A 14,369-nucleotide genomic window follows, 5' to 3' on the forward strand; every position below is an offset into this window, starting at 1 on the left:
GGCCTGCGCCGTCCGGGCGCGGCCGCGCTCGATCTGGCCAACGTCGCCGCCGGCCGGCTCGACGGCTTCTTCGAACAGGGCCTGCATGCGTGGGACATGGCTGCGGGCAGCCTGCTGATTACCGAAGCCGGTGGTCTGGTGGGCAACTACACGGGCGATTCGGACTTCCTGCACATCGGCGAAGTCGTCGCGGGCAATCCGAAACTGTATGCGCAGATGGTGCCCATCCTGTCGCGCTACAGTCGCACGAAGCAACAAGCGGCGTAAGGCAGCGCCCTCGCAAAGCGGCTTCGGCCGCTTTTTTTGTTGGCGCGGTGGGAAGTTGATGGGTTTGCCGTGCGTGACCGGCGAATCCGGCGCAGCAGACGAGACATACGTGACGTTCGCCACGCGCGATATTCCGCGCGGCATCCAGAACTGCTTCATGAAAAAAGGCTTCTACACAATCATCGCGGCGCAGTTCGTGTCGTCACTGGCGGACAATGCGCTATTGATCGCCGCGATCGCGCTGCTCACGGTCATCAAATCGGCCGCGTGGGTCACGCCGCTCCTGCAGATATTCTTCACGGTCTCGTACGTGCTGCTGGCGCCGTTTGTCGGCGCCTTCGCCGATGCGCTGCAAAAACGCCACGTGATGTTCATCTCGAATGCATTGAAAGCGTGCGGCTGCCTGATGATGATTGCGGGCGTCCATCCGATGATTGCGTACGGCGTGGTGGGTTTTGGTGCGGCGGCGTACTCTCCCGCCAAATACGGCATCCTGACAGAATTGCTGCCGGCGGAGCGGCTGGTGGCGGCAAACGCCTGGCTCGAATCGGCGACTGTGCTGTCGACGATCGTCGGCACGATGCTGGGCGGCGCATTGATCAGCACATACGCGACGAATTTCGTGGCCCACGCGCACCTGCCGCTGATCCATACCGCGGCTGATCTCGCCATGCTGGCCGTGATGGTCACATACGTGGTCGCGGCCGCGATCAACATCGGCATCCCCGATACCGGCGCACGCTATCCGAACCACCTCAACGAACCGAAGAAACTGGTCGGCGACTTCGCGCGCTGTTTCAACGTGCTATGGGCCGATAAGCTCGCCCAGATCGCCTTGTGGGTGACGACGCTGATGTGGGGCGGCGCGGTGACGCTGCAGTTGCTCGTGCTGAAATGGGCAGACGTGAATCTCGGTTTGTCCCTTTCGAAGGCGGCGGTCATGCAAGGCATCACAGGCTTGGGCATCGCCGTCGGCGCAGCCGCCGCCGCGACGTTCGTGCCGCTGCGCAGTTCGCTGAAAGTGCTGCCCGTCGGCATCATCACCGGCGCGGTGGCGATTGCGATGGCGTTCTACAGCAAGGGACTTTTCCCACCAGGCGCAGGCATCCGCGTAGGCCCATTGTTCGCGCCGATCTATATCGTGCTCGCGTACCCCTTGATGATTCTGCTCGGCGGACTGTCAGGTTTCTTCATCGTGCCGATGAACGCGCTATTGCAGCATCGTGGCGCTACGCTGCTGTCCGCGGGGCATTCCATCGCGGTGCAGAATTTCAACCAGAATCTGGCGGTCCTGCTGATGCTCGGCATTTACGCGGTGCTGCTCACGGTCAAGCTGCCGGTGCCGTGGATCATTGTCGTGTTCGGGACCTTCATCACGTTCATGATGTGGCTGGCAAAGCGCCGTAGCATGGCGAATGCGCGCAGCGTCGATATGCGTGTGCTCGTCGAATAGGCGGATACGCCGATTGGCCATCCGGCCAGGTTCACAGTGCGCGGCGACGGGTTAAACTCACGCCCTGAACAGCTAACGCAAGAAGATACTCAGGATGGGCATGCAAACCGCAGCGAACGAAGTCGCACAACACACGCCAATGATGCAGCAATACCTTCGCATCAAGGCGGAGCATCCGGGCACGCTGGTGTTTTACCGGATGGGCGATTTCTACGAGCTGTTTTTCGAGGATGCCGAGAAGGCGGCTCGCCTGCTTGATCTCACGCTGACGCAGCGCGGTGCGTCGGCCGGCACCCCGATCAAGATGGCAGGCGTGCCGCATCACGCGGTCGAACAGTATCTGGCCAAACTCGTGAAGCTCGGCGAATCTGTCGCAATCTGCGAACAGATTGGCGACCCGGCTACGTCCAAGGGACCCGTCGAGCGCAAGGTCATGCGCGTGGTCACACCGGGCACGCTGACTGACGCGGCGCTGCTGTCCGACAAGAATGATGTGTATCTGCTCGCCGTTTGCGTCGGTCATAACCGCCGCGGCGTCGCAACCAACGTGGGGCTCGCATGGCTGAACCTCGCGAGCGGCGCGCTGCGCCTGGCAGAGATCGCACCTGAGCAGGCTGCGACAGCGCTCGAGCGTATCCGCCCTGCGGAAATTCTCGTCGCCGATGTCGCGTCCGAGGCGACGACGTCCTGGGCACCGCCGGCGGGCTCCGGCGCGCTCACGCGCGTGCCCGTTTGGCACTTCGACGTCGCCTCCGGAACCCGGCGCCTGTGTGATCAGATGGATGTGTCGAGCCTCGACGGCTTTGGTGCCCATTCGCTCTCAAGCGCCTGCGGTGCGGCCGGCGCCCTGCTGCTCTACGCCGCGGCCACGCAAGGCCAGCAGTTGCGCCATGTGCGCAGCCTGAAGGTCGAGTATGAATCGGAATATATCGGGCTCGACCCTGCGACGCGCCGCAATCTCGAACTCACAGAAACACTGCGCGGCACGGAAAGCCCGACGCTGTGCTCGCTGCTCGATACCTGCTGCACGACGATGGGCAGCCGTCTGCTGCGTCACTGGCTGCATCATCCGCCGCGCGAGGCAGCGATTGCACAGGCGCGGCAACAGGCCATCGGCGCCCTGCTCGAAGCGCCAGCCGGAAGCAGCGTCGACACGCTGCGCGGCGCATTGCGGCAGATTTCCGACATCGAACGCATTACGGGCCGACTCGCGTTGCTGTCGGCGCGCCCACGCGACCTGTCGAGCCTGCGCGATACCTTCATCGCGCTGCCCGAACTGCGTGCGCAACTGACTGCGGTCACCGCTGCTGCCGATTCGCTCGCGCGCATCGACGCGGCGCTTGAACCGCCCGAACAGTGCGTCGATCTGCTGAAGCTGGCTGTGGCCCCCGAACCGGCAGCGATGGTGCGCGACGGCGGCGTGATCGCCCGAGGCTACGATGCCGAACTTGACGAGCTGCGTGATATTTCCGAGAACTGCGGGCAGTTCCTGATCGACCTCGAGACGCGCGAACGCGCTCGCACGGGCATCGGCAATTTGCGGGTGGAATACAACAAGGTGCATGGCTTCTATATCGAAGTCACACGCGGTCAGACCGACAAGGTGCCGGACGACTATCGCCGCCGCCAGACTCTGAAAAACGCCGAACGCTATATCACGCCGGAGCTGAAAACCTTCGAGGATAAAGCGCTGTCCGCGCAGGAACGGGCGCTCGCGCGCGAACGCTCGCTCTACGACGGATTGCTGCAAGCGCTGCTGCCGTTTATCGCCGATTGCCAGCGCGTCGCCGCCGCGCTCGCCGAACTGGACCTGCTGGCCGCCTTCGCCGAACGGGCACGTGCGCTCGACTGGGTTGCGCCGTCGTTCTCGAGCACCGCTGGCATCGAAATCGAACAGGGACGGCACCCGGTCGTCGAAGCGCAAGTCGAGCAGTTCATTGCCAACGACTGCGTCTTGAATCCGGAGCGCAAGCTGCTCCTGATCACCGGCCCGAACATGGGCGGTAAGTCCACCTTCATGCGGCAGACTGCGCTGATCGCGTTGCTGGCCTATGTGGGCAGTTACGTGCCGGCGCGGCGCGCATCGTTCGGTCCGATCGATCGCATCTTCACGCGGATCGGCGCCGCCGATGATCTGGCCGGTGGCCGTTCAACCTTCATGGTCGAAATGACAGAGGCGGCCGCGATTCTCAACGATGCCACGCCGCAAAGCCTCGTGCTGATGGATGAGATTGGGCGCGGCACGTCGACCTTCGACGGGCTTGCGCTTGCATGGGCCATAGCGCGTCATCTGCTCGCGCATAACGGCTGCCACACGCTTTTTGCGACGCACTACTTCGAGCTCACGCAACTGCCGGCTGAATTTCCGCAAGCAGCGAACGTGCATTTGTCTGCAGTCGAACATGGCCACGGCATTGTGTTTCTGCATGCCGTCAGCGAGGGGCCGGCCAACCAGAGCTATGGCCTGCAGGTCGCGCAACTGGCGGGCGTGCCGGGCGCCGTGATTCGCGCCGCGCGCAAGCATCTCGCACACCTGGAGCAGCAGTCGGCCGCACAACCCACACCACAACTCGATCTGTTCGCTGCGCCGCTGATGCTCGAGGACGCGGACGACGACTCGCGCGCCGCACCGCCGCCTCCCACGTTGACGGTAGCCGAGCAGGCGCTCATCGAACGTTTGCGCGCCATCGATCCCAACGAGTTACGCCCGCGCGATGCGTTGGATCTGCTCTATGAACTGCATGGCCTGGCCAATGCGCCGGAGGCGGATCATTGACCGCCACCCGCATCCACAGGCACCGCGCACACTGCGCGCGGCGCTCGGCATTGCGCTGGTTCTAGCCTGTGTCGCGCAGTCGACTGCGCACGCCGCACCGATTCGCTACAGCTTCGCCGTGCTGGCTGGCACGATGCAAAGTCCGGAGGATGAAGCACCCACGCAGCGGCTGATCGACGCAATCGGCCGCGACCGCAACCTGTCGTTCATCGTCTACGACGGCAATCTAAGAGGTCCGAAAGAAACCTGCCGCGACTCGCTCTTCGAGCGACGCGAGGGACTGCTCGAGGCAGCACGCCCTCCGCTCATTTTTCTTCCGGGCGAGTACGACTGGACTGATTGCGGCACGCCCGACGCGGGCGGCTTCGATCCGGTTGAGCGGCTCGACCAGTTGCGCCAGACCGTCTTCGTCGACGCCACTTCGATGGGCGAGGAGCCGATTTCCCTCACGCGCGAAAGCGAAGTCTCGCGCTTTCGCCCGTATCGGGAAAACGTGCGCTGGCAACTTGGCGATACGGTCTTTATCGGCTTGAACGTGCCGGGTACCAACAATCATTATCTGACCGCCGGCGGGCGTAATGGTGAATTCGAAGACCGGGTGATCGCGAACGCGTTCTGGCTCGAACACGCAGCGGAGTACGCGAAACGGCGCGAGGCCCGCGCGATTGTGGTCTTCCTTCAGGCCGACCCCGATCCCGAACGTTACGAAAGGCCAGACCGTTTTGCGTGGCTGCGCTTTGCGCGCAACTCGCGTCGTGACGGCTTTCTGGAACTCAAGCGCAGTCTCGTCAAAGTGGCGCAGATGTTCCGCGGACCCGTGCTTCTGATTCATTGCGACGACGGACGCGCTCCCGGCGGCTTCGTGATTGATCAGCCGCTACGCAATGACAAGGGAGAGGTGGTGACGAATCTGACGCGCATCGCCTTCGCGCCGCGTGACCGTCTAAACCAGTGGATTCAGATCGACGCCGACATGACGCGCCGGCCGCCATTTCACGTGAGTGTGCGTGAGGTCCCGAAAAACCTGCCGCTGTTGCCTGTTCGGCCGGCACAACCGGCGCAGCCCTCGCCAGCGTCTGAGGACTTTGCACCGGCAATGCCTGCAACGTCAGAACCTGATGAAACGCCCGGAATGAACCCGCCGATGGGTCAAGCAATGAGCCCTTCGCTGAATCCAGCAATCAACCCATCGATGAATCCGGCGTCGAATCTGCCACCATTGCTGCCGGCCACGCCACCGCCGACAATGCAGCAGCCGCTCAACCAGCAGGGTCCGCAAGGCCAACCCGGGAACGCGACGCCGGCCTCAGCACCAACCGGCGTCCCTGCGGGTTCAGTGCAGCGTGGGCCCTGACGGCTCCTCGTCGCCTTCATCGTCGTCCTCGTCGAGCACCTCAAGGCCGTCAGCGCCGTGGGCATGCTCGTGCTGGATTTCGTCTTCGGTGGCGGGGCGCACGTCCTTGACGGACAGATCAAACCGCAGGGCCATGCCGGCGAGCGGATGGTTACCGTCCAGCACAACTTTGTCTTCGGCAACGTCGGTCACAATGTAGACGAGCGAGTCGATATCTTCGTCACCTTCTTCCGGCGTGCCTTCGAATTGCATGCCGACTTCAAGCGGCTCCGGGAAGCGGGTGCGCGGCTCGATCTTCACCAGATCGGGGTCATACTCGCCGAACGCATCTTGCGGCTCCAACTGGATCTGGGTCTCGAAGCCAGTCTCGTGGCCGTCGAGCTCTTCCTCGATCTTGGGGAACGTGCCATCATAGCCGCCGTGCAGATAGACCATCGGCTCTTCGCTCTCTTCAATCAAGTTGCCCTGCGCATCCGACAGCTTGTAAGCGACCGACACGACGGTGTTCTTTGCAATTTTCATTCGATTCTCCAGAATACAACTCACATTATACGATGCCCAAGCGGCCCCTTGACCACCCGGCGAACCTGGGTTCTGCCCGGATTTCTTCACCGGTTCTGCCGCCCTCGCCCGACGCGCCGACACCGTTGCTCGGCAATCTGACTCCGGCGCAATTCATGCGCCGGTACTGGCAGAAGAAGCCCCTGCTGATCCGTCAGGCCATTCCAGAGATCGCCGCGCCGCTCTCCCGCGACGAACTGTTCGAACTGGCCGATCAGGACGAAGTCGAAGCGCGCCTCATCACGCATTTTCGAAACAAATGGCAACTGGAACACGGCCCATTCGCGGCTGACGAACTGCCCTCGGTCAAGCAGCGTGCCTGGACCTTGCTGGTACAAGGCGTCGACCTGCACGACGACCGCGCGCGGGCCCTGCTCGACCGGTTCCGTTTCGTGCCGGACGCGCGTCTGGACGACCTGATGATTTCGTATGCCACTGACGGCGGCGGCGTCGGTCCGCACTTCGATTCTTACGACGTGTTCCTGCTGCAGGTTCACGGCAAGCGTCGCTGGAGGATCAGTGCGCAGCGCGATCTGTCGTTGCAGCCGGACATGCCGTTGAAAGTTTTACAGCACTTCGAAGCAGAGCAGGAATGGGTTCTGGAGCCGGGCGACATGCTGTATCTGCCGCCGCATATCGCCCATGACGGCGTGGCCGAAGGCGAGTGCATGACCTGTTCGATCGGCTTTCGCGCGCCATCCGCAAGCGAACTGACGGCACAATTCCTGTATCACCTCGCCGAGCGCGGAGAGCGTAGCGGTGGCGATAGTCAGCAGGAACGCGCCCCGCAGCTCTACCGGGACCCGCAGCAGCCCGCCGTGACACGGCCCGCGGAGCTGCCCGCCGCGCTCGTCGAGCGGGTAGGCGCAATCCTTGCTCAGGTAAAATGGTCGGAAAAGGACATCGCTTCTTTTCTGGGTACTTATTTAAGCGAGCCGAAGCCAAGCGTGGTATTTGATCCGCCGGGAAAGCCGCTCAATGAGGCCCGTTTTATCCAACGCGCCTTAAAGTTTGGCATTCGGCTCGACCGAAAGACGGTTTTGCTATACAACCGGCACTTTTTCTTCCTGAACGGAGAAGAAAATCGGCTCGCAGACGTGAAAAAGTGGTTAATTGAATTCGCTGATAACCGATGTCTGAGTGCGAAACGCTTTGTAACACTCTCAGGTGATTCATCGGTGACAGCATTGCTGCACGAGTGGTATCGTGCGGGCTGGATACAGGTGGGCGAGCCTATCTAGGCTGGCCTGCGTCGTATGCCGTACAGTGAAATTTTGTATGAGAAAGACAACGTATTGACCCCGCATTTGTCGACGGTCGATACGAAAGTGCATATAATTTCCGCCCAAGCCGTAGGGAAGATTCACGCTCTTGTGAAGTGCGTCTCCACCAGCGGCCCAGGTCGGTGTTGGAGCACATTACCGGTATTATTTTGCGCTGTTGCTTACCTTTAACCATAAAAGGACGTGATCATGAAGAAATCCCTCCTCGTAGCATCCCTGTTGGCAGCTGTGGCACTGGCTGCGTGCAACAAGAGCAGCGACCAGGCAGCTGCCCCGGCTAGCGACGCAATGGCTGCTTCGGCACCCGCTGCTGCTGCTTCGGATGCAGGCGCTGCGGCTTCGGACGCTGCTGCTGCTGCGAGCGACGCTGCTGCTTCGGCACCGGCTGCTGCTGCTTCGGACGCAGGCGCCGCTGCTTCGGACGCAGGTGCTGCTGCTTCGGCAGCTGCTCCGGCTTCGGGCGCAAGCCAGTAAGCTGTCGTGCAGGGTTCGCCCCTGGGCGAAAACTATATGGGAAGATCGACCTGATCTTCTCGTGTAGTAAAGCAAAACGCCACGGATTCACATCCGTGGCGTTTTGCCTTTCTGCGACCGGTTTCCGTCCAGCCTGCTCTATTTTTCAGCTTAACTGTCAGACACCGCCGCGCCACGCTCCTCGAAGAACTCTCGCACCACGTCGATCTCACGGGTCCGTTTGAAAGGCGGCAGGCTCTGCCATATACGGCGCCCATACGGTTTCTCGACCAGACGGGTATCACCGATCATCAGCACGCCGCGATCGGTCTCCGCGCGAATCAGACGCCCTGCGCCCTGCTTGAGCGTAATCACCGCTTGCGGCAGTTGATGAACCGCAAATGGGCTCAACCCTTTCTTCGTCAGCGCCTCTAGCCGCGCTGACAAAACCGGATCGTCCGGCGGCGCGAACGGCAGCTTGTCGATCACCACCAGCGACAACGCATCGCCCCGCACGTCCACGCCTTCCCAGAAGCTCTGGCTGCCTACCAGGATCGCGTTGCCATGCGAACGGAAGCGATCTAGCAACTCGGTCCGGCTCGCATCGCCCTGAACCAGCAGCGGGTAATTCCAGCCGCGTTTGTCGATGATGTCGCGCAATTTGGTCGCGATGCGGTCCACCGCGCGCAACGTCGTGCACAGCATGAACACGCCTCCGCCTGATGCTTCAATCGCCGGCAGTGCCGCATCGAAAACGGCGTCAGTGAACATGGGCGACGACGGTTGCGGCAGGTTGCGCGGCACGTAAAGCAGGCCTTGCGTCGGATAGTCGAAGGGACTCGGCAGCGTCATCGAACGACGCGCGTTAAGGCCCATCTGCGCCGCGTAGTGTGTGAAGTCGCCGCGCACCGAGAGCGTGGCGGATGTGAAAATCCACGCACGCGGCACACCGGCGCGTTGTTTGGCGAAGATCGGCGCCACCGACAGCGGCGTCTCATGCAACTGGACGGTGTGCGCGAACACCTCGATCCAGCGGACCTTTTCGTTGGGATCCGTGGCCGCTTTGCTGGTTGACGCGCCGGAACCATCGGCGGCGTCGCGTTCTGCCTCGGTGGGCGGCGTGGTCCAGCCCGCCAGAATGCCTTGCAACTCGCGGGCGCGGCGCTGGCACGCGCCAATCGATTCGGCACGCTCCGCCTGGCTCGCGAGCGCATTGGCCAGCGCGGTCAACTCCGCTTCGAGCGTTTCGAGCGCAGGAAACAGCGGATGATCGTCGGCCAACTGACCGATCGACAGCCTCACCGAATCCTCCTTGAACGCGAGACGGACATCACGCGCCGCCCTCTCGAGCGTGGCGCCGAGCTTCACCCAGTCGATCGCCTCCCGCGCGTGGCCCAGCCCTTCGGCGACCGAATCGCGCGCGAGTTCGAGGAACTGCGCGGTCGACAAGGTCTCACCGAAGAAGAGCGTAGCGGTCTCCGGCAACTGATGCGCTTCGTCGAAGACGATCGTGTTGGCGGTGGGCAGCAACTCGGCCATGCCCGTATCGCGCAGCATGATATCGGCGAAAAACAGGTGGTGATTGACGACCACGATATCGGCCTGCTGCGCCTCGCGGCGTGCCTGCATGACGAAGCAGTCCTTGTAGTGCGGACACTCCTGCCCGAGGCAGTTTTCTCGCGTCGATGTCACCATCGACCACACCGCCGCCGTCTCCGGCACACTCGCGAGCTCCGCCTTATCACCCGTACGCGTGATCTTCGCAAAACGGACGATGTCCTGCAGATACGAGGTTTCCTGACGCGACGGCAGGCGGCCGTTATCCGCGGTGCGCTGAAGATAGTAATGGCACAGGTAGTTGGCGCGGCCCTTGAGCATTGCGACCGAAACGGGCACGGCCAGCGCATCGCGCACGGTCGGAATATCGCGCTGGAACAACTGGTCCTGCAAGTGCTTGGTGCCGGTGGAGACGATCACCTTGCCGCCCCACAGCATGGCCGGCACGAGGTACGCATAGGTCTTGCCGGTGCCCGTGCCCGCTTCGACGATCAGCGTGTTCTCGCTGCCGTCGAGGCCGTCTGCGGCCTCCCCAGCCGCAGCCTCGGCCGTTGCGCCCGGTGCGTCACTCGCTGAAGTCTGCAGCCGTCGTGCGGGGCGCTTTTGCGACTCGAACATGGCCGGCTCGGGCATCGCGCGACCGGACGCTTCCATCGCGGCGGCAACCGCGCGCGCCATCTCGATCTGCGATGCACGCGAGCGGTAACCGTCAATCTGACGCGCGAGCAGGCCGTCGGCGGCGAAGATATCGTCGAGTTCGGTCTTGCGGCGCGGGTTCAACGAAGACGCAAGCGTGCCCTCGGCGCTACGGGGGGCGGGCGCCGAAGCCTCGTCGCTCGACGTGGGTCGCGAAGAATTAACAAGCGGTGAATTCAAGGCAAGCGTTTCCTGCAAAATCCGGAGCGCACGTGGCGACCCGGCGCTTGCCAGGTCGCGCGCTTAAGCGCGCGTGTCCGGTTCGAGCTGCAATTGCAGCAAGATGATGGTGTCCTTGACCTTGAGTTTGCGCTTCTTAAGGCGCTGCAACTCCAGGTCGTCGAAGCCGGGCTCATCCGACATTTTGTCGATCAGACGGTCGAGCCCACTATGCTCCGCTTCCAGTTGCAGGATACGGTCCTGAAGTGCGTTCGCGTCGATGACGTGATGATTGTCGCGCATGCTCGCCTCCCTATGCGGCGAGAGCTGCCTCGTGCAGCCAGCTCGCCTGAGGTTGCTGTCCGGCTAAAAACGCGTTACTGCTGCTTTTGCTGCTGCTGTTGCTGTTCCAACTGTTGTTGCTCCTGCAACTGCTCCTGCTGTTTCTGCTGCGCCTTTTCGGCGGCCTGCTTCTGGCGCGCTTCGACATCCTGTTTGTGCTGCGCGGCCGTTTGCTGCTTGTTCTCGAAACTCTGCTGCTTCTCGACGCGCTCCTGGGCCTTTTGCGCACCCTGCTGACGGGCCTGCTCAAGCTGGGTCTGGAAATTGGCCTGCTTCTGATCGTACGCCTGCTGGTTCGCGGCTGCCTGCGGCGCGCTGATGCCGCGTTGCGCCTGATCCAGCGCGTGCTGCTGAACCTTCTGCTGATACGACTGCTCGTTGGCCGCACGCTGGGGCGCTTCGGCAGCGCGCTGCGCCTGATCCAGCTGATGCTGACGCTGCTTGTCTTCGAACGCCTGCTTGTTGTTCGCCTCATTCGCCGCGCGCTGCGGGGCGTTGGCCTCGTCCTGCGCGCGCTGGATGGCAGCTTGCTCGTCACGCTGCTGCGCGTGCGCGGTGCGCTCTTCGTCGTTCAGCGCAAGCTGTTCCTTACGGATGTCCGCCTGCACCGTGCGCGATTGGTCACGCGCCTTGTCGAGACAGTGGTTCACGAAAAACTTGCTATAACAGTCATGTTGGGCGACTGCATAGTTGTAGTTGTTCACTTCGCTGCGGCGATTCAGGACGTCTTGCCGCGCATTGAAATCGTTGCCCGGCGCTGCTGTCGTGCTAGCGGCGCTCGTTGTTTTCGCGTCCGATGCGTTCAGCGGGCTATCATCAGTGTGCATCTGCGCACCAGGTGCCGTTGCGGTTGCCGTTTCAGAAGCGGTTGCCCCAGCGGAGGCCGCCACACCCGCAACCGCCGGTTGATCCTGCGCGAACGCCGGTGCACCCACGGCAAAAGTAGCGGCGGCAACGCAGACCATAGCGCAGGTGACGAGCGCCGCGCGAAACGAGGCGCTTAGCGAGTCGGTCAGCGTGGCGGTCAGCGAAGCAAGAGGAAAACGGGAGATCGGCAACGTCGTAGATGGGCAACGGAACATGCCCGAAATTCTATCACCCCGCGGTTGAGCCCTTTTGCATTTATGGCAAAATGCCCCGCTTCAGCAACCCGGTCGCGGCGTGCACGCCTTGCGCGTGCCGCTTTGCGCGGCCTTAGATCGAGTCCGGCAGGAACACCTAGACCCTATGACGGAAACCGTAGCACTCAAGATCGTACAGCGCATCGCCAGCGAACTCTCCGTGCAGCCGCGCCAGGTCGCGGCCGCGGTGCAACTCCTCGACGAAGGCGCGACTGTTCCGTTCATCGCGCGTTACCGCAAGGAAGTGACCGACAATCTCGACGATACGCAACTGCGTAACCTCGAAGAGCGGCTCCTGTATCTGCGCGAACTGGAGGACCGGCGCGCGTCGATCCTCTCCAGCATCGAAGAACAGGGCAAGATGACCGACGAGCTGCGAGTCGCGATCGAAGGCGCTGACAGCAAACAGGTCCTCGAAGATCTCTATCTGCCTTATAAGCCGAAACGCCGCACACGCGCGCAAATTGCCCGCGAAGCGGGGCTCGAACCACTTGCCCACGCGTTGCTCGCTAATCCCCTGCTCGACCCACAAACTGAAGCCGCGCAATACGTAGATGCCGAAAAGGGCGTCGCCGACGTGAAGGCCGCGCTCGACGGCGCGCGCGACATCCTCTCCGAACAATTCGGCGAAACCGCCGATCCGCTTGGCAAGCTGCGCGAGTATCTGTTCAATCAGGGCGTGGTGTCGTCCGTCGTGGTGGAAGGCAAGGAAGGCGAAGAAGGCGAGAAATTCCGCGATTACTACGACTACTCGGAAACCATCAAGACCGTGCCGTCGCATCGCGCGCTCGCGCTCTTCCGCGGCCGCAATGCTGGTGTGCTGATGGTCAAGCTAGGGCTGGGCGAAGAACTGGACGCACAGGTGCCGCATCCGGGCGAGGCGCTGATTGCGCGTCACTTTGGCATTGCCAACCAGAACCGCCCCGCCGACAAATGGCTCTCGGACGTGTGCCGCTGGTGCTGGCGCGTGAAGGTGCAGCCGCACATCGAAAACGAGTTGCTGACTAATCTGCGTGAAGAGGCTGAACACGAGGCGATTCGTGTGTTCGCGCGCAATCTGAAGGATTTGTTGCTCGCTGCGCCCGCCGGCCCCAAAGCCGTGATCGGTCTCGATCCGGGCCTGCGTACTGGCGTGAAAGTGGCCGTGGTCGACCGCACCGGCAAGGTGCTCGCTACCGACGTCATTTATCCGCACGAGCCTCGCCGCGACTGGGACGGCTCGATTGCCAAGCTGGCGCGTATATGCGCGCAGACCCAGGCTGAGCTGATCAGCATCGGCAACGGCACGGCGTCGCGGGAAACCGACAAGCTTGCGAGCGAATTGATCACGCGCCATCCGGAATTCACGCTACAGAAGATCGTTGTGTCCGAAGCCGGCGCGTCGGTGTATTCGGCCTCGGAACTCGCGGCGAAGGAATTCCCCGATATGGACGTGTCGCTGCGCGGCGCGGTGTCGATCGCACGGCGTCTGCAGGATCCGCTCGCTGAACTCGTGAAGATTGACCCGAAGGCGATTGGCGTCGGCCAGTATCAGCACGACGTGAACCAGCGTGAACTGGCGCGCTCGCTTGATGCGGTGGTCGAGGACTGCGTGAACGCGGTCGGTGTGGATGCAAACACCGCCTCGGTCGCGTTGCTCGCTCGCGTATCGGGCTTGAACGCGACGCTCGCGCGCAATATCGTCGATTTCCGCGATGCCAACGGACCGTTCCCGACCCGCGAACATCTGCGCAAGGTGCCGCGTCTGGGCGACAAGACCTTCGAGCAGGCCGCCGGATTTCTGCGTATCAACGGTGGCGAGAATCCGCTCGATCGCTCGTCGGTCCACCCGGAAGCGTATCCGCTGGTCGAACGCATGTTGGCGAAGATCAACAAGCATGTGGGCGACGTGCTCGGTAATCGTGAGACGCTCTCGGGTCTGTCGCCCGCGGAGTTTGTCGACGACCGCTTCGGTCTGCCAACCGTGCGCGACATTCTCAGCGAACTGGAAAAACCGGGCCGCGACCCGCGTCCCGAGTTCAAGACGGCGACGTTCCGCGAAGGTGTCGAGAAGATCTCCGATCTCTCGCCTGGCATGGTGCTGGAGGGTGTCGTGACCAACGTGGCGGCCTTTGGCGCATTTATCGATATCGGCGTACACCAGGACGGCCTCGTCCACGTATCGGCGCTGTCGACGAAGTTCATCAAGGATCCGCACGAAGTCGTCAAAGCCGGCCAGATCGTCAAGGTGAAGGTGCTTGAAGTGGACGTGAAGCGTCAGCGCATTGCGCTCACCATGCGTCTTGCCGACGACTTCGGTGCAGCCGGAGCCGGTTCGGCACCGCGCGGCGCTGGCGCCCAGCAGGAG

At 62.5% G+C, this 14,369-nt stretch carries 11 protein-coding genes; 7 read left to right on the forward strand and 4 right to left on the reverse strand.

The genetic code is table 11. From position 1 onward, the window contains the following. From WCA85_RS09795 to WCA85_RS09810, 4 genes are all read left to right on the forward strand, one after another. Window positions 1-267 (forward strand): inositol monophosphatase family protein (locus WCA85_RS09795; protein ID WP_424063280.1); only part of this gene is annotated, 267 nt, incomplete at its 5' end. Between the two features lie 157 nt (window positions 268-424). Then, window positions 425-1,720: a lysophospholipid transporter LplT gene (gene lplT / locus WCA85_RS09800; protein ID WP_424063297.1), complete on the forward strand. Its 1,296-nt coding sequence runs from the start codon at window positions 425-427 to the stop codon at window positions 1,718-1,720. Between the two features lie 94 nt (window positions 1,721-1,814). Continuing rightward, window positions 1,815-4,496, forward strand: a complete 2,682-nt coding sequence (mutS, locus tag WCA85_RS09805; protein ID WP_424063282.1) for a DNA mismatch repair protein MutS — start codon at window positions 1,815-1,817, stop codon at window positions 4,494-4,496. After that, window positions 4,462-5,850, forward strand: coding sequence for a hypothetical protein (locus WCA85_RS09810; RefSeq protein WP_424063298.1), 1,389 nt, complete (start codon window positions 4,462-4,464; stop codon window positions 5,848-5,850). Before mutS ends, WCA85_RS09810 begins: the two co-directional genes overlap by 35 nt. Here the strand turns inward: WCA85_RS09810 and WCA85_RS09815 are convergent. Beyond that, entirely contained in the window at window positions 5,830-6,372 is a 543-nt protein-coding gene (locus WCA85_RS09815; RefSeq protein WP_424063284.1) for an FKBP-type peptidyl-prolyl cis-trans isomerase, read from the reverse strand. The genes WCA85_RS09810 and WCA85_RS09815 overlap by 21 nt on opposite strands. Window positions 6,373-6,404: 32 nt before the next feature. Between WCA85_RS09815 and WCA85_RS09820 the strand changes: the two genes are divergently transcribed. After that, on the forward strand, window positions 6,405-7,652 hold the full coding sequence (locus WCA85_RS09820) for a JmjC domain-containing protein (RefSeq protein WP_424063286.1): 1,248 nt from the start codon (window positions 6,405-6,407) through the stop codon (window positions 7,650-7,652). 231 nt (window positions 7,653-7,883) lie between these two features. Continuing rightward, window positions 7,884-8,168 carry a hypothetical protein gene (locus WCA85_RS09825; RefSeq protein WP_424063288.1) on the forward strand — a complete coding sequence of 95 codons (285 nt, stop codon included), beginning with the start codon at window positions 7,884-7,886 and terminating at the stop codon, window positions 8,166-8,168. A gap of 150 nt (window positions 8,169-8,318) precedes the next feature. On the opposite strand, the gene WCA85_RS09830 is transcribed toward WCA85_RS09825, so the two are convergent. The 3 genes from WCA85_RS09830 to WCA85_RS09840 form a co-directional block, all read right to left on the reverse strand. After that, window positions 8,319-10,580, reverse strand: coding sequence for an ATP-dependent DNA helicase (locus tag WCA85_RS09830; RefSeq protein WP_424063290.1), 2,262 nt, complete (start codon window positions 10,578-10,580; stop codon window positions 8,319-8,321). A gap of 63 nt (window positions 10,581-10,643) precedes the next feature. Next, window positions 10,644-10,862 (reverse strand): DUF465 domain-containing protein, encoded by a 219-nt coding sequence (locus WCA85_RS09835; protein ID WP_424063292.1) that lies wholly within the window; start codon window positions 10,860-10,862, stop codon window positions 10,644-10,646. Window positions 10,863-10,936: 74 nt separating this feature from the next. Continuing rightward, window positions 10,937-11,983 carry a hypothetical protein gene (locus WCA85_RS09840; protein WP_424063294.1) on the reverse strand — a complete coding sequence of 349 codons (1,047 nt, stop codon included), beginning with the start codon at window positions 11,981-11,983 and terminating at the stop codon, window positions 10,937-10,939. A gap of 145 nt (window positions 11,984-12,128) precedes the next feature. Between WCA85_RS09840 and WCA85_RS09845 the strand changes: the two genes are divergently transcribed. Beyond that, window positions 12,129-14,369, forward strand: a 2,241-nt coding sequence (locus WCA85_RS09845) for a Tex family protein (RefSeq protein WP_424063296.1), incomplete at its 3' end; no start/stop codon positions are given.

The sequence above is a fragment of the Paraburkholderia sp. genome (assembly GCF_049581445.1).
In the GTDB taxonomy this organism is placed as follows: Bacteria; Pseudomonadota; Gammaproteobacteria; order Burkholderiales; family Burkholderiaceae; genus Paraburkholderia.